The following is a 21,082-nucleotide window of genomic DNA, read 5'->3' as shown; positions in this document are numbered from 1 at the left end:
GCCTGGCGCGTCAGTCGAACCGAACCCGCCGCGCCAGCGGCAGATCGACCACCAAATCGCTGCGCGCCAGCGCCACACAAGGCAAAATATACCCTTCCCTCTTCTCGTCGAACGACAGGCCGGGCCACTCGATGGTGCAGGCCACCGTCCCTTCCCGCAGGCGGCAGATGCAGGTGCGGCAAGTGCCGTTGCGGCAAGAACTGGGGGCATCGAACCCGGCCGTCTCCAGCGCTTGCAGCAGGGTCGTGTCTTCCTGTGCGGAAAAGCCGGCGCCGAGGGGTTCGAGGATGACGGTATGACTGGTCGGCATGGTGCATGGATTGTAGCGCCTGATGGAACAAACTGGACAAGATTGAAGAGTTCGTTCACGCACAGACCCGCTTGATTCATGTCATTACGCTAAGGTTTCCAGAAGCATATTGCAGGAGACCGTATGAAGAAAGCCACCGCACTGACCCTGATCGCCGCCCTTGGAGGCGTTTTCCCTCATGCCTTCGCGCAGCAGCCGGTTGGCCAGCCAGCTCCTGTCCAGCAGCCGCTGCAGCAGCAAGCCGCACCGGGCACGCCCATGCAGGCCGCGCCTGCGCCGGCCGGCGCGGTCCAGGATCCCGCCATCGCCGAACAGGCAGAATTCGAACGCCTGCTGCGGGCCCAGGTGCTGCTCGAGCGCCAGTACCTGTCGCCGGGCGAGATCGACGGCGCCTATGGCTCGAACATGCGCCAGGCCCTGAACACCTTCCAGGCCCAGCGCAATCTTCCGGTCACCGGCAAGCTCGACGAAGCCACCTGGAACGCGCTGAACGCCGACCCCAGCCCGACCCTGGCCGAATACACGATCGCCGCGGAAGACGTGGCCGGCCCCTTCCAGCCGATCCCGGACACCATGATGGGCAAGGCCAAACTGCCCGCGCTCGGCTACGCCACGGCGCTCGAAGGCCTGGGCGAAAAATTCCATGCCAGCCCGGCCCTGCTGCAGCGCCTGAACCCGGGCAAGTCCCTGGCGCAGGCAGGCGAACGCATCATGGTGCCGCATGTGAGCGGCAAGCAGCCGCTGGCGCCGGCAGCGAAGGTCGTGGTGCGCGATTCGACCAAGACCCTGCAGTTGTATGACGCCGGCGGCCAGTTGCTGGCCCAGTATCCGGTGTCGACCGGCAGCAAGCGCGATCCACTGCCGATCGGCAACTGGAAGATCAATGGCGTGCATGCCAACCCGGTCTACAACTACAACCCGAAACTGTTCTGGGACGCCAAGCCTGGCGACAGCAAGACCCAGATCAAGCCTGGCCCGAACAACCCGGTCGGCGTGATGTGGATCGACCTGTCCAAGCCGCACTACGGCATCCACGGCACCCCGGTGCCGGGCCACGTGGGCAAGACCGAGTCGCATGGCTGCATCCGCCTGACCAACTGGAGCGCCGCGGAAGTGGGCGCCGTGGTCGGCGAAGACACCGACGTCGAACTCGTCAAATAATCTTCATATCAACAAACCAGCGGCGCGGGAGGCGCCGGACGGAGGACGCGATGAAATGGTTGATGACCCTGATCGTTGGCGCGCTGTTGGGCGCCGGGGTGTTGTTCGTGCTGCTGAGCGACGATTCAGGCTCGCCGGCGCCGGAGGTCGTCGCCACCGCGCCCCCGAGCTCGAACCCGGGCGGCGTGCCTGCGGCGCAGATCGAGGGCCAGCTGCCGCCCGCGCCGGTGGTCGAACCGAACCTGCTCGAGGCCGACCTGCCGCTGCGTCCGGAACACGCCGACGGCGCCGCGCCCATGGCCCCGGCCACCGTTCCCGGCAAGCTGCTGGTGCCGGTCCAGGGCATCGCGTCGAACCAGCTGACCGACACGTATGACCAGCCGCGTGGCGAGCAGCGCCAGCACGAAGCGCTCGACATCATGGCGCCGACCGGCACGCCGGTGCGCGCGGCGGCCGACGGCAAGGTGGTCAAGCTGTTCCAGAGCAAACCGGGCGGCCTGACGGTCTACCAGTTCGATCCGAGCGAGCAGTATGCCTATTACTACGCCCACCTCGACCGCTACGCCGACAATATCAAGGAAGGCATGGACGTCAAGCGCGGCGACATCGTCGGCTATGTCGGCGCGACCGGCAATGCCGATCCAGCCGCGCCGCACCTGCACTTCGCCGTCGTCGCGCTGACGCCCGAGAAGCAGTGGTGGAAAGGCACGCCGCTCAATCCGTTTCCACTAATGTCCGACCAGTAGCCGGGGCTCTCGACGGCTCGGGCACCGGCTCGTCGACGTCCGCCCCCACATTGATCGCGGCATAGGCGCGCTGCACCGCGATCGCCTCGCGTCCGCCTGCGCCATACAGCTCGCCGGCCGCCTCGATCATCTTGGCGCGCGCGTCGGCGTAGTTGGTGCTGGACGTGAACTTGGTCGTGTTGGCGCGGAACCAGATACGGAAGGCCTTGTCGATGCCGATGCCCGTCATCGCCAGCGGCTGCTTGACCAGGAAGCGGCTCCAGGCATCGTTGGCGTTGTCCGCGCTCGAGCCCTTCGCCAGGAAATAGAACATGCGGTTGTTCGGGCCGCTGCTGTAATGGACGTCCAGCCGGCGCAGGCCCGTGCTCCAGGCGTCGTGACTATTGCCGTCCTTGCTCGGCTTGATCATCCAGCGCAGTGGCGTGCCGGTGCGGCTGATCTCGCTGCCCAGCATCCAGTCATTGCCGGTGTCGGGGATCACGTCGCCGGCGCCGCCGCCGCGCGCATAGGCTTCGACCACCTCGCCCGCGATGTCCGAACTCGATTCGTTCAGGCCACCCGGCTCGCCCGAGTACACCAGGTTCGAGGTGGCGGCCGTGATGCCGTGGCCCATCTCGTGGCCGACCACATCGATCGACCCCAGGTTCGTGAAGAACGTGCCGTCGCCGATGAACATGCAGCGGCAGGTATCGCTGTAATAGGCGTTGTCGTAGCCGCGGTTGACGTGCACCGCGATGTGGGTGGCCGTGTCCTGGCCGTCCAGCGCCAGCCAGCCCAGCACGTTCTTGTGCATGTCATAGGTGTTCTTCAGGCCCCACATGGCGTTGACGGCGGCCGTCTGGCCGTTCGGTCCCGTGGTGCTGCCGCCCTCGACGAACTGCTTGCCGTCGCCCCAGGTGTTGACGGTGTTGGTGTACACCCGGCCGCTCGAGGTGCCGTGGTTGGCGTTGGTGATCGCCATCGCGCCGAACGACCCGCCCTTGCCGCGCTCGGGGTCGAGCATCTGGTAGACATTGTTGGCGAAGGTGGTGCTGAGCGGAACCTGGCCGTTGTACTGGCTGTTACCGATGCCCTCGACGGTCTGCAGCATGTTCCAGCGGTCGATGATCTCGCCGTCGCGCGCGTTGACGACGACGTCGTAGTACAAGGGTTGTTCACCGCTGCGCATACGCAGCCGCACCAGCCAGGCCAGCTCGTAGCGGTCCACCGTCTCCACCAGGTCGACCGCGTTCAGCTCGGACTCGAGCTTGCCCTCGGCGCCGGGCGCGCGTTCGTCGCGCATCATCGGATAGATCAGCAGTTCGGCGGTCGGCGCCACCACGTTGACGACGCCGTCCGGCATGTCGCGCAGCGCGACGGCGATCGCGGCCTTGCGGTTGATGGTGGGCTTGATATTGAAGCCGCCGGTGGCGCCTTGCATGCGGTTGGCGGCGCCGCGGCCCAGGTGCAGGCGCCGTGGCGAGGCGCTCTCGGACACGATCTGGCGGCGCGCGTCGAGCACCACCACCGACTCGGAACCGAAAATCCTGAGACCCTTGTACAGGTGGGCGGCGCGCACCACATGGGTGCCCTGCACGCCCGGGTGCTGGGCCATCACCTTGTAGCCGTGGTCGGCGTCGAGGCCGACCGCAGGCCGGCGCGCCACCAGCTGGTTGACGACCTGGGCCTGGGCCTTGCTGTCCAGCTTGAGCGGCGGCCCCATCATCGGCGCGGCCAGCGCAGCGGGCACAAGCGCGGGCACGAACGCGGGCGCGAACAGGACGGCAGCCGCCAGCAGGGCTGCCTTGAGAAGCGGTTGCGGGATCATCTCGTCTCCATCCGGTAAGCCGGGCCGGGGGGCGCCGGTCATCGACCATGATGGACGAGCTCGTAAAGGTTGGTTTGCTCAAAAACAATGACCGCGTTGTCAATGTTGACAACGCGGTCATGGCGTGCGGCCAGACAGGCCGGGTCAGCGATAGCGACCGTCGCGCCGTTTCATCAGGTAGCAGGCGGCGCCGATCACGGCCGCGCCGATCGCCACTTTCTTCACCAGCCCGGCCGGATTGTGCTTGAGCTCGGACTTGATGCCCATCTCGGCCAGGATGTTCGGCACCTTGCCCTTGGCCAGGTCGTCGCCGATGCCCTCGACCACGTTGACGCGGTCGGCCAGCAGCAGCAACAGCCAGTGGCGCAGGTCGTTCTCGGTGCTCTTGAAGGCCAGGCGCCGGATCGCGCCCGACAGGCCGGATGGCGGTTGCGCCGAGCCGAACAGCGGCGTACGGCCGGGACGCTCGGTCGAGACCAGCACCTCCACATGCTGCTCCTGCGGCACCGGATCGCCGTCGGGGATGTGGATGAAGCGCGGCGGGGTGCGCTCCATCGGCACGGCGGGCCGGTTCTTGCGGTCGAGGTCGGCGCCCCAGCCCTGGATGTGCTGCAGTTGCTCGCGGGTGGGACGGCGCGGCGCGATGGCGCCGTGCACGTGGCCCACATGGCCTTCGCCGTCATGTTCGCCCGGGGCGTGGTGGCCGTCGTGCTGGTCGTTGGCGGCAACGATATCGTGTCGTGTTTCCATGGTTTCTCCTATGATCGATTGCCGCGCTCAATGGCCGGCGCTGGCCTTGACGGCGCGCACTTCGTTGGCGCGCGGCGGGATCAGGACAGTCTTGATGCACTCGTCCAGCTTGCTCGAGAAGATGTGATAGGCATCCGATACTTCTTCCAGCGGAATCCGGTGGGTGATGATCTGTTTCGGATCGATGCGGCCGGCGCGGATGTGCTCGATCAGGCGCGGCAGGTGGCGCCGCACGCTGGCCTGGTTCATGCGCAGGGTCAAGCCCTTGTTCAGCGCATTGCCGATCGGGACCGCGTTGAAGGTCGGGCCATACACGCCGACGATCGAGACGTTGCCGCCCTTGCGCACCGAGTTGATGCACCAGTGCAGCACGGTGGCGGCGCCGGCCTGCATCATCGTGTAGACGCCGGTGATGGTCTGCATGGTGTTGCCGGCCGCTTCGCAGCCGACCGCGTCGATGCAAACGTCGGCGCCCATCCAGTCGGTCATCTTCTTGATGTGCAGCGCCATGTCCTTCACTTCCCTGAAGTTCACGACCTCGCACTGGGCGTAGCGCTTGACGAATTCGAGACGGTACTCCACGTGGTCGACCACGATCACCCGTCCCGCCCCCATCAGCCAGGCCGACTTGGCGGCGAAGATGCCGACCGGCCCGGCGCCGAACACGACCACGGTGTCGCCCTCCTTGATGTCGCCCATCTCGGCCGCCTGGTAGCCGGTGGGCAGCGCGTCGGTCATCAGGACGGCGTCATCGTCATGGATATCGTCGGGAATCACCATCGGGCCGACGTCGGCCATCGGCACCCGCACGTATTCGGCCTGGCCGCCGTCGTAGCCGCCCGCCGTGTGCGAGTAGCCATAGATGCCGCCCACCGCCGTGGCTTGCGCATTCGTGTTGTGGCAATTGCCGAACAACTCGTGCTGGCAAAAGAAGCAGGAGCCACAAAACAGGTTGAACGGCACCAGGACCTTGTCGCCGACCTTCAGGTGCTGCACGCTCGACCCGACCTCTTCGACCACGCCGATGAACTCATGGCCGAAGGTGTGGCCGACGCGGGTGTCGGGCACCAGGCCGTGGTACAGGTGCAGGTCCGAGCCGCAGATGCAGGCCCGGGTGACGCGCACGATGGCGTCGCCGGGATGCTCGATGACGGGATCGGGCTTGTGATCGGCGCGGACCCGGTATGGCCCGCGGTAGTTCATTGCCAGCATGAGTACTCCTTCACAATTCGGTTGGTCGCGGCTCGTATGGATACGAGTTGATGTGACACAAACTTATGTCAAAACGTCACGAATTGCGATAGGCGCACGGAAACGAACGCAAATTTTACGTAATTTTATCGAATAAAATCAGTGAATTATTTAAAATTGGCAACAAATCGATGCCAATTATAGACTTTTGGCATCAAATGTATTGCAGGACGCCACCTGCCCGCTTTCCAGGCCACGCTGGAACCAGCGCACCCGCTGGGCCGAGCTGCCGTGGGTAAACGAATCGGGCACCACGACGCCACGCGCCTGCTTCTGCAAGGCGTCGTCGCCGATGGCGCTGGCCGCGTTCAGGGCCGTCTCGACGTCGCCCTGCTCCAGGATTTTCTCGCGCTGGTTGGTGCGGTTGGCCCACACGCCGGCGAAGCAGTCGGCCTGCAATTCCAGGCGCACCGACAGGGCATTGCCCTGGGTTTCGCTGGCCCGCTGCTGGGCCGCATGCACCTTATTGGAAATGCCCAGCAGGTTCTGCGCGTGGTGGCCGACTTCGTGCGCGATCACATAAGCCTGGGCGAATTCGCCCTCGACGTTGAAGCGTTGCTGCATGGTGCGGAAGAAGCCCAGGTCGATATACACCCTGCCATCGGCCGGGCAATAGAATGGGCCGGTCGCGCTTTCGCCGGTGCCGCAGGCGGTGCTGGTGCGGCCTTCGAACAGCACCAGTCGGGCCGGCGTGTACTGCGCGCCCTGTTCGCTGAACAGCTGGGCCCAGGCATCCTCGGTATAGGCCAGCGTGGTGCGCACGAAGCGTGTCTCGCGATCGTCGGCACGCTCGGCGCGCGGCTGCTCCACCTGCGCCTGCTGCTGCGGCGGCGCACCGCCCGACAGCAGTCCAAGGATGGTGGCCGGCGAGACACCCAGGAAATAGGAGGCGACCACGGCGACGACGATGGTGCCGATGCCGATCGAGCGGCCTCCGAAGCCGAAACCGCCACCCCCGCCGCCGCCATCGCCACGCCGGTCTTCTACATTGTCGCTTTCACGGTCGCCTTCCCAACGCATCGATTCTCCTTGTGTCGTGTTTGCCGCTCAGTTACCGCCGCGCCTGAGGTTGCAGGTATCGGCGCGCTCGCGCGCGTCCTTGCCGCGCAGGTCATCCAGCGCGCCCACTCCGGCGCGCAACTCGTCGTGCAGCGCACGCTCGCGGCGCTCGCGTGCGATCTCGCGCGCCATGCGGCTGCGCGGGACTTCGTCCAGTTCCATGCTCGTCATGATCTCTCTCTCGTTATCGAGTTATCCGGTCGATTTTTTTGGCTGCCCCGGTTGATCACATAATGCACCAAATCGAGCCCGCGCACGAACACATCCTGCGTGCGTGCGCGCACGGAGCGGGCCATGGCGCCTGTGCCACGCTGGCGCAATGAACTCATCCAACGCCAACGCCCTCCTCGCCCTCGGCACGGCCCTGCGCCAGGCCGGTTACCGCTTCATGACGGTCACGCCCTCGACCCATCGCCGCATCAACAACCGTCCCGGCAACGAGCGCGCGCACGACCTGCGCGGCGTGTTCGGCTGGAGCCGGCCGTTCGACCGGGAGCTGCTGCCGGCCAGCGTGCTCGCGCTGATGGTGGAGGCCGGCGTGCTGGAAGAAACGGAAGATGGACTGCGTTCGCAGATCCGGCTGTCGACCCTGGACGACATGCTGCTGTTCCACTCGGCCTGGCCCACGCGCGACGACGACGCCGTGTTCTTCGGCCCCGACACCTACCGCTTCGTGAACGCCATGCGGCGCGGCTTCGCCTTCGTCGGCGCCGGGCCGGAGCGCGCAGTGGACATCGGCTGCGGCGGCGGCGCCGGCGCGCTCACCATCGCCCGCACATTCCCGCACGCCGAAGTGATCGGCGCCGACATCAACCCGAAGGCGCTCGAGCTGGCGATGGTCAACGCCCGCCTGAACGGAGCTTCCAACCTGGCGCTGGCCCAGTGCGACCTGTTCGACGGCCTGCAGGGCGACTTCGACCTGGTGGTGTCGAACCCGCCCTTCGTGGTCGATCCGGATGCGCGCCGCTACCGCCATGGCGGCGGCGAACTCGGCGCCGAACTGTCGCGCCGCATCGCCGAACAGGGCCTGGGACGCCTGCGCCGCGGCGGCAGCCTGATGCTCTACACCGGCGTGGCCCTGTGCGGCCAGCGCGACCACTTCCTGGAAAGCCTGCGCCCGACCCTGGAAGCGCAATGCGACACCTGGACCTACGAGGAACTCGATCCGGACATCTTCGGCGGCCAGCTGGGCGAACCGGGCTACGAGGACGTGGAACGGATCGCGGCGGTGTGGCTGCACGCGGTCAAGCGCTGAGCGGCGCGGGATGCTGGACCGATGATTCAGGTATCGGGAGGAATCTGGTTCAGAATTTCTGCTCATACTGCACACGCCAGCCGAGATAGCCTTCGACGAAGATCCGGCTTTCGAGCGCGCGTCCAGGGTCGGCATAGGCGTCGGCGCGCTCGCTATCGTTCCTGAGAACATTGAAGAGCGAGAATCGCACCTGGCGTCCGGCGTCGAGCTGGTACAAGGCATACGCTTGCAGATCGCGTCGTTGCGAGACGAAGCTGGATTCTTCGTGCGACAGCCGGGTCCAGCCGCCCGCCACCATCGATAAGGTTGCGCCGACGGTGATGGCGTCGCGTTTGTAGTCGGCGCCGAGATTGGCGGACCATCTCGGTTGGCGGTCGAGGCGGTTGTCCGGCCCTGGCACGGCATCGACCCGTGACCAGTTGCGTGCGATATTGGCGCGCAGGTCGATTGGCGGCGCCGCGGCGAACAGCGCGGTGAGCGGCACTTTGGCTTCGAGCTCCAGCGTGCGCACCGTGGCCTCGCCGGAATTCTCCGGATATGCGAGCCAGCGCTCGCCGTCATACCTGATCGCATTCCTGATCAAGCCTGTTACCTTGCGCAGGCCGGCGCTCACCGATGCCATCGCCTTGTTCGTCCAGTAATGCTCGAAGGCCGCATCGACGCCGGTGGCGAGTTCCGGTTCCAGCTGCGGATTGCCGGTCTGGTCCGGCGACACGGCGGAATTGTACGAGGTATAAAAATGGCGTGGGATCAGCTGCCGCAGTTCCGGGGCCTTATAGGTCCGCGTCAGCGCAAGCCGGATCTGATCGTTGTGACTGCCCGGGATCTTCCATACGGTCTGGACCAATGGACTGAACACGCTGGAACGGCGCTCGACGCCTTCGGCGTCGCCACCGGTCCGGGTTTCCAGCGCTTCCCAGCGCATGCCCAGGTAAATCGACCAACCGGGAGCGACATCCCACTCGTCCTGCACGTACAAGGCCAGCCGGGAAATCCTGGCGTGATAGGTATTGTCAAAATTGACCGGGGAAGACGCGGTCGACGCGAGGGCTTCGCGCTGGACTTCGTGTTCCTGGTACCGGCTGTACCCCGCGTCCCAGCCGAAGGCGATCGCGTGCTTGTCGGCCCAGTCCGCCGACACCTTTCCCGTCCATGTGCCGCCCTGGTCCGCGACGTCGGTATCGTAACGCCGGTCCAGCGCGCTCAGCGCGCTGTCGGCGAGCCCCAGGCGGAACATCCCGCGCTCCGTACGGGAGCGATACAGCCCCAGCTTGCTGTCGAGCTTGCCCCGCTCGCCCAGATCCCCGGCCCAGTTCAGGTCGGACCGGATACTGGCATTCTTTCCATCATAGTCCAGCAGCAATAAAGGATAGGGATAAAGCGGACCCGATTCGACGACCGTCGTCTGGTGGCTCGTGCCGGCGGAGCGCGAAGCGTTGACGAACGTTTGCCATGCCAACTTGTCGCCGCGCTCGGAATCCCACTGGATGCGTGCATTCGCGTTCAGGCCGGTAAAGCGGTTATCGTTGCGGCTAGCGGTGGCGCGCACCTGGTCGGCGCCCGCGCCGTGGTGACGCTCGCGGACCCGTTCATGCATGCCCTGGCCCACATCGCTGTGGTTGATGCCGGCCCCGACACTGTACGCATACTCTTCCAGCTTGTCGGACGCATTCAGGGTCAAGCCGGGATACCGGGCACTGGCCGCGCCGCCGAAACCGGCGATGAGCTCGCGGCTGGCTTTCGAGGCATCCCTCCTGAGGATCACGTTGATCGTCCCCGCGATGGCCTGCGTGCTGAATTCCGCCGTTGCCGCGCGCATGATCTCGATCCTGGCAATCGACCCCGGCGCCAGGCTGTCCAATGAAAATCCGGCGGGAGGCCGATCGCCGTTGATCAGCACCTGGGTATAGCCGCTGCCCAGGCCACGCATCCGTATCTCGTTGTTCACGACCGTTACGCCAGGCTGGCGCCTCAACACATCGAGCACGGTGCGATCCCCATATTTGAGCAGGTCGTCGCGGTCCACGACGATGCGCGTCGTCGTTTCATTGCGACGCTCCGAATCGGCACTGCCACGAACCGCAACCGTTGCCACCTGACTGGTCGGCGAATCGCCTTGTCCCGCATGTGCTTCAAACGCCGACAGAATACCCAGGGAAAAAACGGCGCTCCGACATCTCATTACAGATACCTCGCTTATCTTTCCGACGTAGACTAAATGATCTAGATTAGATTGTCTATAACTTCCCGTGGTTCGACACCATCGATGCGCGACGCATGCGCGGGCCAGAAAAGGAAAAGCCACCTTGCGGTGGCTGTTTTCATGCTACTTGGCGGAGAGGGTGGGATTCGCCTACATCCTGCAGGCCGCGGCATCGCGAGTACGCGATGCCCTTCGAATCTCCCCCCTTGGGGACACCCGTAGGGCGCGCAGGCGCCCTACTCCTCTGTGACGTTCCGGAATGAAAAAAGCCACCTTGCGGTGGCTTTTTTCATGCTACTTGGCGGAGAGGGTGGGATTCGAACCCACGGTACGGTCACCCGTACGCCTGATTTCGAGTCAGGTACATTCGACCACTCTGCCACCTCTCCTGAATCGGTGCTGCGTGGTCGCGTAAGCGAGGCCGCATTATAGCGGACGCCTGGCGAAAGTTGCAAGGCATGCGCGCCAGGTAAATTTTCATGCCGGCGCGCAGCACGGTCGCGATGCGGCCGATCGCGGTGACGATGCGGGCGGAAACGTCGGGCGTGCTGTCCCAGGGGGTTTCGGGTTGGATGTCCATGTGCTTCAGGATAGCAAAGCACGCGGGCTGTTCAAGGAGTCCTCACCAAATCCATCCTCCACGCGGCGTGGCGGCAGGGCGCGCAGCTGAAAAGCTAGCGGATGTCGACCCGCTGGTGCGGCTCGAACTCGTGGTAGATGTCGCTCTGGTGCAGCGGAATGTACATGTGCAGGCGTTTGCCGCGGTGGAAGACGCCGCGCAGCGTATTGCACGCCTCCCAGGCGCGCTCGTAGGAATCGGCGATGTGCAGCACGGCCCACGGACTGTCGGGCGAGCCTTCGCGGATCATCTCGACGCGACGGATGTGGAAGAACGGCGCGAAGCTCTCGACGATGGCGCTCTCGCAGGCGTCGCCGTGCAGGCCGGACAGGATGACTTTCATGGTTGCTCCAGGGTTCAGGCGATGATGTTCAGGCCGCCGTCGACGTAGACGGTGCTGCCCGTCAGGCGGCGCGCGAAGTCCGAGGCGAGATAGGCGCACACCTGGCCGACGTCGTCGATGTCGACCAGCTCTCCCAGCGGCGAGCGCGCCACCGCATCGCTCAGCAGCAGGTCGAAATCCTTCAGCCCCGAGGCGGCGCGCGTCTTGAGCGGCCCGGGCGAGATGGCGTGCACGCGGATGTCGCGCGGACCGAGTTCGTAGGCCAGGTAGCGGCAGCACGATTCCAGCGCCGCCTTCACCGGCCCCATCACGTTATAGTTCGGCACCACCTTGTCGGCGCCGTGGTAGCTCATCGCGAACATGCTGCCGCCCTGCGTCATGAGCGGCGCGACCAGCTTCGCCATGCGCACGAAGGAGTGGCACGACACGTCCATCGCCTGCAGGAAGCCGTCCAGCGAGCAGTCGAGCAGGCCGCCCTGCAGGTCGGCCTTCGGCGCGAAGGCGATCGAATGCACCAGGATGTCGAGGCGGCCAGATTGCTGCAGTTCGGCGAACAGCGCCTCCAGCTGCCCCGGTTCGCGCACGTCGAGCGGCAGCAATCGCGCCCCGAGTTGCGCGGCCAGCGGTTCGACGTGCGGGCGCGCCTTGTCGTTCAGGTAGGTCAGCACCAGCTCGGCGCCGAGCGCATGAAAGGCCTTGGCGCAGCCCCAGGCGATCGAGTGCTCGTTGGCGACGCCGACCACCAGCGCGCGCTTGCCTTCCAGGATGGGATGATGGTTCATGCTTCCTCCAGCAGATCGCGGGTATGGCGCGCGATCATGAGTTCTTCGTTGGCCGGCACCAGCCATATCGACATCCGGCTGGCGGGCGCGCTGATGCGGGCGACGCCGGGCGGCGGCGCGGCGTTCAGCCCTGGATCGAGTTCGGCGCCGAGCCAGGCGGCGTCGCGGCAGACGGCGGCGCGCAGGCGCGCGCTGTTCTCGCCGATCCCGCCCGAGAACACCAGCGCATCCAGGCCGCCCAGCGAGGCCGCCAGCGAACCGAGCTCGCGGCCGATCCGGTAGACCAGCAAGTCGATCGCCAGCTGCGCGCGCGGATCGCTGCTGGCCTCCAGCGTGCGCATGTCGGACGACAGGCCTGAGACGCCCAGCAGCCCCGACTCCTGGTACATCAGGCGCTGCACGCTCGACACTTCCATGCCCAGTTCCTCGATCAGGTAGATCACCACGCCCGGATCGAGCGCGCCGCAGCGCGTGCCCATCGGCAGGCCGTCGACGGCGGTGAAGCCCATGGTGCTGGCCACGCTGCGCCCGCCGCGCATGGCGCACATGCTGGCGCCGTTGCCCAGGTGGGCCGCGACCACCCGCGCGCCGGCCAGCGCCGGCTCATGCTGCGGCAAGGTGGCCGCGATGTATTCGTAGGACAGGCCATGGAAACCGTAGCGGCGGATGCCGAGGTCGGTGATCGCCGGCGGCAGCGCGAAGGCCTGGGCCAGCGCCGGCTGCGCCGTATGGAAGGCGGTGTCGAAGCAGCCGACCTGCGGCAGCCCGGGCGCCAGCGCCATCAAGGCGCGCACCGGCGCCAGGTTGTGCGGCAGGTGCAGCGGCGCGAGCGGCACCAGCCGCTCCAGGCGTTCGAGCACGGGCTCGATCAGGCGTTGCGGACCGCTGTAGTCGACGCCGCCGTGCACGATGCGGTGGCCCACCGCGCGCACCCGGTAGCCAGCGAGTTCACGCTCGGCGAAGTCGATCAGGAAGGCCATGCCGGCGTGGTGGTCGAGCGCGTCGGGCCAGCTCCGTTCGCCGACCGTGGCCCCGTCGGCGTCCTGCGCGATAAAGCGCGTCGCGCCGCGGTACAGGTTCTCGATCCGGCCCTTGAAGGCCAGCGCCAGGTCGGGCAGGCGGTGCACCGAGAACTTGATGCTGGACGAGCCGGCGTTGATGACGGCGACGCAGTCCGTGGCGTGCGGCTGCATCTCAGCGCCCCGCCAGCTGGGCGCTGGCCAACTGGTGGCGCGCCAGCAGCACCGCCACCGCGCACGAGGCCAGGCGCGCCGCGACCGTGTCGGCGCGGCTGGTCAGGATCAGCGGCACGCGCGCGCCGAGCACGATGCCGGCCGCCGCCGCGCCGGCCATGAAGCTCAGGCTCTTGGCCAGCATATTGCCGGCTTCCAGGTCCGGCGCCACCAGCACGTTGGCGCGGCCCGCGACCGGCGACACCAGGCCCTTGACGGCGGCGGCCTGCAGGTCGATCGCATTGTCCATCGCCAGCGGGCCGTCCAGGATGCCGCCCGTGATCTGGCCGCGGTCGGCCATCTTGCACAGGGCCGCGGCGTCGATCGTCGACGGCATCTTGTCGCTCACGGTTTCCACCGCCGCCAGGATCGCCACCCGCACGCCCTCGAAGCCGAGCACCCGGGCCAGGTCGATGGCGTTCTGCACGATGTCGCGCTTGGCCGCCAGGTCGGGAATGATGTTGATGGCGGCGTCGGTGATGATCAGGGGTTCGCTGCGGCCCGGCACGTCCATCACGAAGCAGTGGGAGAGGCGCCGCGCCGTGCGCAGGCCGGTGGCGCCGGACACCACGGCGCCCATCAACTCGTCGGTGTGCAGGCTTCCTTTCATCAGGGCCGCTGCCCTGCCCTCGCGCACCAGCTCCACCGCGCGCGCGGCCGACGCGTGGCTGTGCTCCGTGTCGACCAGGGTCAGCGCGCCGATATCGAGGCCGGCCGCGTCGGCCGCGCCGTGGATGCGCGCCACGGGTCCGACCAGCAGCGGCGCGATCAGGCCGATGCGGGCAGCGTCGAGCGCCGCCTCGATCGCGTAGCGGTCGCAGGCATGGGCCACCGCCACCGTGACCGGCCCCTGCTCGCGCGCGGCGGCGATCAGGTGATCATAATAGGGATGCGTGGTGTTCATCGGCTCCATGGCCTCCTCCTCATAGCACGACCGGTAGATGGTAGCATCACTTGACTGCAAAGCAATCATTTTATGCTGCAACGCAACATAACTTAATCTGGTTTAAGAGAATCGACGAGGACGAGATGAATGCAATCGATGCGCGGGCGAGCAGTGTGGTGCTGGTCGACTACCAGGCGCGGATGATGCCGGCGATCCACGGCGCGGACGATGTCGTCGCCATGGCGCTGCTGTTGGCGCGCGCCGCCGCGCTGCTGGAGGTGCCGGTGCTGGGGACCGAGCAGAACCCCGAACGTCTCGGCCCGAACGCCGAGGCGCTGGCGCGCTGGTGCGTGCAGACGGTGCCGAAGACGCATTTCGATGCCTGCGAGGATGGCCTGCTGGCGGCGCTCGACGCGCACGGCCCTGGGCGCCGGCAAGTGGTGCTCGCCGGTTGCGAAGCCCACGTCTGCCTGCTGCAGACGGCGCTCGGCCTGCTGCGCGCCGGCCGCGAAGTAGTTGTGGTGGAGAACGCGAGCGGCTCGCGCCGGCCGTCCGACCACGCCGCCGCCATGCGCCGCCTGCGGCAGGCCGGCGCGACGATCGTGACGCACGAGATGGTGCTGTTCGAGTGGCTGCGCGATTGCCGCCATCCGCGCTTTCGCGAGGTGCTGGCGCTGGTCAAGCAAGACGCCCCAAAGCCTGTTTAGGACAAGGGCTCCTGAACGTCACTGACGCGGCGAAAAATGGATCTCGACCTGCACCACATGCTTCGGTCGTAGTCCTGAATTGCCGTCAATAAACGTCATGATCGCATCGGATGCATTGCCGGTCCACTGCCCTATCAACAGATCGACCAGGTATTGATCAAGCGGGATGGCTGCCGACCGAATTTCGTTGTACCCCACCGTGCGCGATTTGGCTCCTTTCTTCGAACTTCCGGCTACGTAACCCAGTAGATGGCGTGCCGGCACGACAAGTACTTCACCGTGTCCGCAGATGAGAAAATACACCGCGCTAGCGCACTTTCCAATCAATGTCTTCAACTGGGCGATTTCGATTTTCCAGCTATCTGCGATCGCGGCGTTCTCATTGCCTGCCAATGTCTTTTTCACCTGTACGAGCCCGGCCCAGTCAAGCGCGTAGATTCCCTGCGCTCTAGCCCTTACCACGAAGGCGAGATCACAACCATACGTCGGCTCTTCCGCGGATTTGGATATCTCACGCTGCGACAATCTCAAGGTAGGAATGCCAAAAGCCTCAGAACGAGCATAGGTTGACAGCTTCCGGCTCTCGCCGAATTGTTCGACAAGCAAAGTCATCAGAGTAGCGGTGAGCGCCTCTTCCTGGCTCTTCCACTGATTGGGAACATCGACAGCAAACTTGTGACAGGCCCGCGCTACCCCGTCGCGCAAATATTTTTCCAGCCGATCAGAGCCTACCCAGGTCGAAGACCGTAGTGCCAAAGGCGAAGGAAACTTCGGCGTCCCGTCGAAGTAATGCGCCAGTGAATCGGCCAATGCCAATGAATGCTTGTCCGCCGGATCCACGATGCCTTCGGCCAGTGCACGGATTCCCATGGCAAGCGTTGACACGGCAGGATCTGCCTGCAACACCCGTAACCCATTCCTGACTTCTTCGTTGGTCTGGGCGAGTTCGCAGCTAATGAGGGTCACGTCCTGTTTGATCGCTTCTGCGTGCAGCAATATCCACCGTAATGCTTTTACCCACAACTCCGGGTCACGCTTTACCAGCGCTAAAAGCCCTGCACGCACACCGCTGCGCTCAGTATCGTTGTCGCTCCCGCGCAGTACACTCAGTTGTTTCAGGAAATACCACAGTGTCCCCATTGGTGCGAATTCGGGATGCCGGCTTCCACCATGCAAACGGTCCAATACATCCTGAACATCTCCAATCGTGGAAGCGCGGATACCTGCTGAATAGCCTGCCCCGAGCATGGTCATGCCTGGACAATGCGAACCGACCAGCTTGATGGCTGGCGGGAGCACACGCAGATAGCCCCAATCGATATTATCAGTCCACAGACCAGAGGTTTTCGTTCCTGTCCTGTTAAAGCTGTCCTCCCAGAAATATGCAATCGCATGCGCGAGCCGGGGATCACCATCGCGTGCAAAAGCGACGATCGGGTTGGTACGGCCATCGGCCAGCGTTATTCCTGCGATCAGGTTCAGAAACTTGAACTTGGTGTCGATACATTTGAGGTCCAGCACCGCGTTCACCAACTTGCACGCTTCATCGTGAACTGCGGTGGCGACCAGCAATGGAAGCACCTCGTCCAGCAACTCTATCACTGCGTCATTTCCGGTCTGGCTAATATCGATGGATTCGATACGGGCCAGGCACCATTCGATGTAGCGTGCAGAAGACAGCTGAATTAACGCCGAATGAAATTTTTTCCAGGCGCCCGGGTGCCGTGACGCTGTCAGTTGGGCCAACCGATGGATCAGGCAGTCTGGCCCGGAATAAAACTGAATACCAAAATCGTTTGCGGCTGCCCAAATCGAATCAGCTTCGGACTGATCCAGCTTGGCGGCGAAGTCGATAAGCATGTCGTCGGTGAGTTGCAGCAAGAGTTCATCTGCATCATCCTGCCCAACGATTTCGGAGAATTTCGCTAACTGAATAGCCGGTGAATCACCTGTCTCGCTCATGATGTTTACCCTGAAATCCGATTAGTGTATAGAACGCAAGAAAGACCGCACCTAGCAGGGTTATCAGGATTTTTCACATGACAATATGTGGCGCTTTCGCTGCCACACTCGCGCTCCGACATCGTTCCATAACTGGCTGATGCCGGCGCTCCCGAATTCCCAAGGTGCCAGTGCCATCTAGGCCAGATATGTTCTCTTCACCAGTAACCGAGGACCTTCCACCACGCGCCACCCACCACGGCGAACACCGCCAGCTCGAACACGCACATGATGAAGCCGATGCGCCACCACACCCCCATCGTCACGTAACCGCTGCCGAAGATGATCGGCGAGGTGCCGGTGGCGTAGTGGGTCAGGGTCATCATGATGGCCGAGGCGGCGGTCATCATGAGCAGGAACAGGATCAGGTATTCCCCCGGCACCAGCGCGGCCCCGACCGAAAGAAAAGCGAACATCATGGCGCTGATGTGGGCCGTGGTGCTGGCGAACAGGTAGTGCGAGAACACGAAGGCCAGCACCAGCACGGTCGCCGCCGCCTCCCACCCCATGCCGCTGGCGACGATCGCGTCGCGCATGCCGTCCGAGGCCCAGGCGATAACGCCCAGTTGATTGAGCTGCTCGGCCAGCATCACCAGCGCGCCGAACCAGATCAGGGTATCCCAAGCGCTTTTCTCGGACAGCACATCATCCCAGTCGAGGGTGCCGGTGATGATCAGGGCGAACAGGCCGAGAAAGGCGACCACGGTCGGGTCGAGCGTAAACGCCGGCCCGAACAGCATGGCCGGCACGTTCGCCCACAGCACCAGCAGCAGCCCAAAGGTGCCGAGCATGACTTTTTCGCTGGCCGACAACGGCCCCATGCGCGCCAGCTCGCTGCGCGCGAACTGCACCGCATCCGGCGTCTGCTTGAGCTCGGGCGGCGCCAGCAGGTAGACGGCGAGCGGCATCAGGAACAGGCAGACCAGGCCCGGCAGCACCATGCACAGGGCCCAGGTGGTCCAGCTCAAGTGAAAGCCCTGGCCGCTGGCGCGGGCGACGAAGTCGACCACCAGCGGATTGGGCGCGGTGGCCGTCAGGAACATCGCCGAGGTAATCGGATTGGCGTGGTAGTTGACCAGCGCCAGGTAGGTGCCGACCTTGCCGTGCGTGCCCTTGGCCGGATCGGAATCGAAGGCGCTGGCGATCGACTTCATGATCGGATGCACGATGCCGCCGCCGCGCGCGGTATTACTGGGCGTAAACGGCGCCAGCACCAGTTCGCACACGGCCAGCCCGTAGCCGATGCCTACCGTGCGCTTGCCCAGCAGTGCGATGAACTGCAGGCCGATGCGGGCGCCCAGCCCCGTCTTCTTGAGGCCGCGCGAGATCAGCACGGCGACCACGATCAGCCAGATGAGCGGGCTCGAAAAGCTGCCCAGGGCGTCGGCCATGGCGCCCTTGGACGAACCGGAAGTCACTTGCGACAGCGAGACGATGACGATGGCCATCAGGGCCATGACGCCGATCGGCATCACCTTCAGGATGATGGCGACGATGGTGGTGAGGAAGATGGCGACCAGGCCCCAGGAATCGGGGTTCAGCCCCTCGGGATGGGGCAGCGCCAGTAGCGTGAAGAGGACGGCGGTGGTGACGAGGGCGGGAACCAGGCGGAACGGCACGGCCTGGCTAAAGTAACGAAACATGGCCTGCAATTGCGACAGCATGACGATTCCTTCTTGACGGTGTAACCAGATAACAACTACTGGTTAACATGTTAGCAGAGGAATGTTGCAATGCATCAATTGTTGACCATGGCGGTCGGGAACCGCGAAGGTATTCAGCGATTGCCTGCCGCGGGCAGGCACGCCCCGCCCGGCGCATCGATCCCGCAGGGAACGCCGGCACAGCAATTCTCGGTGAGGAAGCCGACCAGCTCGCTCATGGTGTCGAACTGCGCTGTGTAGATGACGAATCTCCCTTCCTGGCGCGCCGTCACCAGGCCGGCATGGCTCAGCTCCTTCAGGTGGAAGGACAGCGCCGACGAGGCAATGCCCAGTTCCTCGCCGATCTTCCCGGCCGGCAGTCCCGATGGGCCAGCCTGGATCAGCAGGCGGAAGATCGCCAGCCGCGACTCTTGGGCCAGGGCGGCGAGCGCCGCCAGTACCTGTTTCGTTTCCATCCTCGATATTCCAGTTGAAGAATTTCAGTGCCTCGATTATAGTCGGCCCATCGTCTCAATATCTATTGAAATATTGAGATTAACCCGATACCTTCCTACCCATGAACTTCCTGTTCCTCTGCACCGGCAACTCCTGCCGCTCGATCCTGAGCGAAGCCGTGTTCAACCATCTCGCGCCGCCGGGCTTCAAGGCCATCAGCGCCGGCAGCCATCCGACCGGCCGGATCAATCCGGACGCGATCGCGCTGCTGCGTCGCCATGGCATTGCAGTGGACGGCCATGCCAGCAAGTCGTGGCACGACCTGCCGCTCACGCCGGACGTGGTGGTGACCGTGTGCGGAAATGCCGCCGGCGAGACTTGCCCGGCCTACCTGGGCGACGTCGTGCGCACGCACTGGGGACTGGCCGACCCGAGCGAGGTGCAGGGAACGCCCGCGGACATCGCGGCCGCCTTCGAAGCGACCTACGCGATCGTGCTGGCCCGCATCCAGGCGCTGTTCGCCCTGCCGCTGGCCGAGCTGGCCGGCGAGCGCGCAGCGCTCGAGGAAGCGCTGGACCGCATCGGCGCATGCTGACCGCCGCGCTCATCTTCGTCGCCACGCTGGCGCTGGTGATCTGGCAGCCGCGCGGCCTGGGCATCGGCTGGAGCGCGGCTGCAGGCGCCCTCGCCGCCCTGCTCACCGGCGTCATCGGGCTGTCCGACGTCCCCGTGGTGTGGAATATCGTCTGGAACGCCACCGGCGCCTTCGTCGCCGTGATCGTCATCAGCCTGCTGCTCGACCGCGCCGGTTCGTTCGAGTGGGCCGCGCTGCACGTGGCGCGCTGGGGCAAGGGCGACGGCCGGCGCCTGTTCGTGCTGCTGGTGCTGCTCGGCGCCGCGGTGGCGGCGCTGTTCGCCAACGACGGCGCGGCGCTGATCCTGACGCCGATCGTGATCGCCATGCTGGCCGCGCTGCGCTTCCCGCCGCGCGCGACGCTGGCCTTCGTGATGGCGGCCGGCTTCGTCGCCGACACCGCCAGCCTGCCGCTGGTGGTGTCGAACCTGGTCAACATCGTCTCGGCCGACTACTTCGGCATCGGCTTCGCGCGCTTCGCCGCGGTCATGGTCCCGGTCAACCTGGTCTCGGTGGCGTCGACACTGGCGGTCCTGTACCTGTTCTTCCGCAAGGACATCCCGCGCGACTACGACCTCGCCCAGCTGCGCGCGCCGGGCGACGCGATCGTCGATCGCGCCACCTTCCATGCCGGCTGGTGGGTGCTGGCGCTGCTGCTGGCCGGCTTCTTCTGGCTGGACGACGCCGGCGTGCCGATCAGCGCCGTCGCCGCCGGCGGCGCCGCCATCCTGCTCGCCGTCGCCGCGCGCGGCCACCGCATCCCGACGCGCGAAGTGCTGCGCGGCGCGCCGTGGCAGGTCGTGGTGTTTTCGCTCGGGATGTACCTGGTGGTGTACGGCCTGCGCAACGCCGGCCTGACCGACGGCCTGGCCGTCCTGTTCGAACGCTGCGCCGCCTACGGCGTCTGGGGCGCGGCGCTGGGCACCGGCTTCATCGCCGCGGCCCTCTCGTCCATCATGAACAATATGCCGACGGTGCTGGTCGGCGCGCTGGCGATCGACGCCAGCGCCACGGGAGGCGCCGTGCGCGAGGCGATGATCTATGCGAACGCGATCGGCAGCGACCTCGGTCCCAAGATCACCCCGATCGGCAGCCTTGCCACCCTGCTCTGGCTGCACGTCCTGTCGAGCAAGGGCATCCGCATCTCGTGGGGCTATTACCTGCGCGTCGGCGTGGTGCTGACCTTGCCGATCCTCCTGCTCACGCTGTGCGCGCTCGCGCTGCGCCTGGGCTGAAC

20 protein-coding genes and 1 tRNA gene are annotated in these 21,082 nt (G+C 65.3%); 6 read left to right on the top strand and 15 right to left on the bottom strand.

The genetic code is table 11. The features are described from left to right. Positions 1-10: 10 nt before the first annotated feature. Complete coding sequence (locus ABIB42_RS16760) at positions 11-310, bottom strand: 2Fe-2S iron-sulfur cluster-binding protein (RefSeq protein ID WP_429248671.1); 300 nt, start codon at positions 308-310, stop codon at positions 11-13. Between the two features lie 123 nt (positions 311-433). Here ABIB42_RS16760 and ABIB42_RS16755 point away from each other — a divergent pair, with 123 nt between their 5' ends. Beyond that, positions 434-1,471: a L,D-transpeptidase family protein gene (locus tag ABIB42_RS16755; RefSeq protein WP_429248670.1), complete on the top strand. Its 1,038-nt coding sequence runs from the start codon at positions 434-436 to the stop codon at positions 1,469-1,471. Between the two features lie 62 nt (positions 1,472-1,533). Beyond that, positions 1,534-2,217: a M23 family metallopeptidase gene (locus tag ABIB42_RS16750; protein WP_218918220.1), complete on the top strand. Its 684-nt coding sequence runs from the start codon at positions 1,534-1,536 to the stop codon at positions 2,215-2,217. Here the strand turns inward: ABIB42_RS16750 and ABIB42_RS16745 are convergent. From ABIB42_RS16745 to ABIB42_RS16725, 5 genes are all read right to left on the bottom strand, one after another. Then, positions 2,186-4,024 carry a M4 family metallopeptidase gene (locus ABIB42_RS16745; RefSeq protein WP_313633954.1) on the bottom strand — a complete coding sequence of 613 codons (1,839 nt, stop codon included), beginning with the start codon at positions 4,022-4,024 and terminating at the stop codon, positions 2,186-2,188. The two genes, ABIB42_RS16750 and ABIB42_RS16745, sit on opposite strands and share 32 nt — an antisense overlap. 144 nt (positions 4,025-4,168) lie before the next feature. Continuing rightward, positions 4,169-4,774, bottom strand: coding sequence for a hypothetical protein (locus tag ABIB42_RS16740; protein WP_219863545.1), 606 nt, complete (start codon positions 4,772-4,774; stop codon positions 4,169-4,171). Between the two features lie 27 nt (positions 4,775-4,801). After that, positions 4,802-5,986 carry a zinc-dependent alcohol dehydrogenase gene (locus ABIB42_RS16735; protein WP_005669607.1) on the bottom strand — a complete coding sequence of 395 codons (1,185 nt, stop codon included), beginning with the start codon at positions 5,984-5,986 and terminating at the stop codon, positions 4,802-4,804. Positions 5,987-6,163: 177 nt separating this feature from the next. Continuing rightward, a complete protein-coding gene (gene ypfJ / locus ABIB42_RS16730) occupies positions 6,164-7,045 on the bottom strand; it encodes a KPN_02809 family neutral zinc metallopeptidase (RefSeq protein WP_273163139.1) in 882 nt (293 codons plus the stop codon). A 27-nt stretch (positions 7,046-7,072) separates the two neighbouring features. Then, positions 7,073-7,255 carry a hypothetical protein gene (locus tag ABIB42_RS16725; protein WP_273028423.1) on the bottom strand — a complete coding sequence of 61 codons (183 nt, stop codon included), beginning with the start codon at positions 7,253-7,255 and terminating at the stop codon, positions 7,073-7,075. A gap of 148 nt (positions 7,256-7,403) precedes the next feature. Here ABIB42_RS16725 and ABIB42_RS16720 point away from each other — a divergent pair, with 148 nt between their 5' ends. Then, the gene (locus tag ABIB42_RS16720; protein ID WP_429248669.1) at positions 7,404-8,339 is read left to right on the top strand and encodes a methyltransferase; all 936 of its coding nucleotides are present in this window, start codon (positions 7,404-7,406) and stop codon (positions 8,337-8,339) included. A 49-nt stretch (positions 8,340-8,388) separates the two neighbouring features. Here the strand turns inward: ABIB42_RS16720 and ABIB42_RS16715 are convergent, their stop codons facing one another. The 6 genes from ABIB42_RS16715 to ABIB42_RS16690 form a co-directional block, all read right to left on the bottom strand. Then, positions 8,389-10,521 (bottom strand): TonB-dependent receptor plug domain-containing protein, encoded by a 2,133-nt coding sequence (locus ABIB42_RS16715; protein ID WP_005669600.1) that lies wholly within the window; start codon positions 10,519-10,521, stop codon positions 8,389-8,391. A 320-nt stretch (positions 10,522-10,841) separates the two neighbouring features. Then, positions 10,842-10,931, bottom strand: a tRNA-Ser gene (locus ABIB42_RS16710). A gap of 285 nt (positions 10,932-11,216) precedes the next feature. Next, positions 11,217-11,504 (bottom strand): RNA-binding protein, encoded by a 288-nt coding sequence (locus ABIB42_RS16705; protein WP_005669597.1) that lies wholly within the window; start codon positions 11,502-11,504, stop codon positions 11,217-11,219. A gap of 14 nt (positions 11,505-11,518) precedes the next feature. After that, the gene (gene fabI / locus ABIB42_RS16700) at positions 11,519-12,286 is read right to left on the bottom strand and encodes an enoyl-ACP reductase FabI (protein WP_005669596.1); all 768 of its coding nucleotides are present in this window, start codon (positions 12,284-12,286) and stop codon (positions 11,519-11,521) included. Then, a complete protein-coding gene (locus ABIB42_RS16695) occupies positions 12,283-13,479 on the bottom strand; it encodes an acetate/propionate family kinase (RefSeq protein WP_005669594.1) in 1,197 nt (398 codons plus the stop codon). The genes fabI and ABIB42_RS16695 overlap by 4 nt, the downstream gene beginning before the upstream one ends. A gap of 1 nt (position 13,480) precedes the next feature. Beyond that, positions 13,481-14,431: a phosphate acetyltransferase gene (locus tag ABIB42_RS16690; RefSeq protein WP_005669593.1), complete on the bottom strand. Its 951-nt coding sequence runs from the start codon at positions 14,429-14,431 to the stop codon at positions 13,481-13,483. A gap of 116 nt (positions 14,432-14,547) precedes the next feature. On the opposite strand from ABIB42_RS16690, the gene ABIB42_RS16685 reads away from it, so the two are divergent. After that, the gene (locus tag ABIB42_RS16685) at positions 14,548-15,111 is read left to right on the top strand and encodes an isochorismatase family protein (RefSeq protein WP_005669592.1); all 564 of its coding nucleotides are present in this window, start codon (positions 14,548-14,550) and stop codon (positions 15,109-15,111) included. Positions 15,112-15,129: 18 nt separating this feature from the next. Here ABIB42_RS16685 and ABIB42_RS16680 read toward each other — a convergent pair whose 3' ends face one another. The 3 genes from ABIB42_RS16680 to ABIB42_RS16670 all read right to left on the bottom strand — a co-directional run bounded on the left by ABIB42_RS16680 (position 15,130) and on the right by ABIB42_RS16670 (position 19,231). Next, positions 15,130-17,073: a hypothetical protein gene (locus ABIB42_RS16680; RefSeq protein WP_005669590.1), complete on the bottom strand. Its 1,944-nt coding sequence runs from the start codon at positions 17,071-17,073 to the stop codon at positions 15,130-15,132. Between the two features lie 197 nt (positions 17,074-17,270). Then, positions 17,271-18,776 (bottom strand): DASS family sodium-coupled anion symporter, encoded by a 1,506-nt coding sequence (locus tag ABIB42_RS16675; protein WP_005669589.1) that lies wholly within the window; start codon positions 18,774-18,776, stop codon positions 17,271-17,273. Between the two features lie 113 nt (positions 18,777-18,889). Beyond that, positions 18,890-19,231 carry an ArsR/SmtB family transcription factor gene (locus ABIB42_RS16670; RefSeq protein ID WP_005669588.1) on the bottom strand — a complete coding sequence of 114 codons (342 nt, stop codon included), beginning with the start codon at positions 19,229-19,231 and terminating at the stop codon, positions 18,890-18,892. A 101-nt stretch (positions 19,232-19,332) separates the two neighbouring features. On the opposite strand from ABIB42_RS16670, the gene ABIB42_RS16665 reads away from it, so the two are divergent. Together ABIB42_RS16665 and ABIB42_RS16660 are read left to right on the top strand one after the other, a co-directional pair. Further along, positions 19,333-19,806 (top strand): arsenate reductase ArsC, encoded by a 474-nt coding sequence (locus ABIB42_RS16665; protein WP_429248668.1) that lies wholly within the window; start codon positions 19,333-19,335, stop codon positions 19,804-19,806. Beyond that, positions 19,800-21,080 carry an arsenic transporter gene (locus ABIB42_RS16660; protein ID WP_429248667.1) on the top strand — a complete coding sequence of 427 codons (1,281 nt, stop codon included), beginning with the start codon at positions 19,800-19,802 and terminating at the stop codon, positions 21,078-21,080. Before ABIB42_RS16665 ends, ABIB42_RS16660 begins: the two co-directional genes overlap by 7 nt. The last annotated feature ends 2 nt before the right edge of the window (positions 21,081-21,082 follow it).

Source organism: Massilia sp. UYP32, from assembly GCF_050434365.1.
In the GTDB taxonomy this organism is placed as follows: Bacteria; Pseudomonadota; Gammaproteobacteria; order Burkholderiales; family Burkholderiaceae_D; genus Telluria; species Telluria timonae.
Note: the sequence above shows the minus strand (reverse complement) of the source record. Positions and strands in the feature narration are given on the sequence as shown.

What these genes read in the sequence shown, in the direction of transcription:
- ABIB42_RS16735 (WP_005669607.1), bottom strand. Translation starts at nt 5,986, where the DNA reads ATGCTGGCAATGAACTACCGCGGGCCATACCGGGTCCGCGCCGATCAC.
- ABIB42_RS16690 (WP_005669593.1), bottom strand. Translation starts at nt 14,431, where the DNA reads ATGGAGCCGATGAACACCACGCATCCCTATTATGATCACCTGATCGCC.
- ABIB42_RS16720 (WP_429248669.1), top strand. Translation starts at nt 7,404, where the DNA reads ATGAACTCATCCAACGCCAACGCCCTCCTCGCCCTCGGCACGGCCCTG.
- ABIB42_RS16745 (WP_313633954.1), bottom strand. Translation starts at nt 4,024, where the DNA reads ATGATCCCGCAACCGCTTCTCAAGGCAGCCCTGCTGGCGGCTGCCGTC.
- ABIB42_RS16750 (WP_218918220.1), top strand. Translation starts at nt 1,534, where the DNA reads ATGACCCTGATCGTTGGCGCGCTGTTGGGCGCCGGGGTGTTGTTCGTG.
- ABIB42_RS16760 (WP_429248671.1), bottom strand. Translation starts at nt 310, where the DNA reads ATGCCGACCAGTCATACCGTCATCCTCGAACCCCTCGGCGCCGGCTTT.
- ABIB42_RS16740 (WP_219863545.1), bottom strand. Translation starts at nt 4,774, where the DNA reads ATGGAAACACGACACGATATCGTTGCCGCCAACGACCAGCACGACGGC.
- ABIB42_RS16725 (WP_273028423.1), bottom strand. Translation starts at nt 7,255, where the DNA reads ATGACGAGCATGGAACTGGACGAAGTCCCGCGCAGCCGCATGGCGCGC.
- fabI (WP_005669596.1), bottom strand. Translation starts at nt 12,286, where the DNA reads ATGAACCATCATCCCATCCTGGAAGGCAAGCGCGCGCTGGTGGTCGGC.
- ABIB42_RS16670 (WP_005669588.1), bottom strand. Translation starts at nt 19,231, where the DNA reads ATGGAAACGAAACAGGTACTGGCGGCGCTCGCCGCCCTGGCCCAAGAG.
- ABIB42_RS16695 (WP_005669594.1), bottom strand. Translation starts at nt 13,479, where the DNA reads ATGCAGCCGCACGCCACGGACTGCGTCGCCGTCATCAACGCCGGCTCG.
- ABIB42_RS16685 (WP_005669592.1), top strand. Translation starts at nt 14,548, where the DNA reads ATGAATGCAATCGATGCGCGGGCGAGCAGTGTGGTGCTGGTCGACTAC.
- ABIB42_RS16705 (WP_005669597.1), bottom strand. Translation starts at nt 11,504, where the DNA reads ATGAAAGTCATCCTGTCCGGCCTGCACGGCGACGCCTGCGAGAGCGCC.
- ABIB42_RS16680 (WP_005669590.1), bottom strand. Translation starts at nt 17,073, where the DNA reads ATGAGCGAGACAGGTGATTCACCGGCTATTCAGTTAGCGAAATTCTCC.
- ypfJ (WP_273163139.1), bottom strand. Translation starts at nt 7,045, where the DNA reads ATGCGTTGGGAAGGCGACCGTGAAAGCGACAATGTAGAAGACCGGCGT.
- ABIB42_RS16665 (WP_429248668.1), top strand. Translation starts at nt 19,333, where the DNA reads ATGAACTTCCTGTTCCTCTGCACCGGCAACTCCTGCCGCTCGATCCTG.
- ABIB42_RS16660 (WP_429248667.1), top strand. Translation starts at nt 19,800, where the DNA reads ATGCTGACCGCCGCGCTCATCTTCGTCGCCACGCTGGCGCTGGTGATC.
- ABIB42_RS16715 (WP_005669600.1), bottom strand. Translation starts at nt 10,521, where the DNA reads ATGAGATGTCGGAGCGCCGTTTTTTCCCTGGGTATTCTGTCGGCGTTT.
- ABIB42_RS16675 (WP_005669589.1), bottom strand. Translation starts at nt 18,776, where the DNA reads ATGCTGTCGCAATTGCAGGCCATGTTTCGTTACTTTAGCCAGGCCGTG.
- ABIB42_RS16755 (WP_429248670.1), top strand. Translation starts at nt 434, where the DNA reads ATGAAGAAAGCCACCGCACTGACCCTGATCGCCGCCCTTGGAGGCGTT.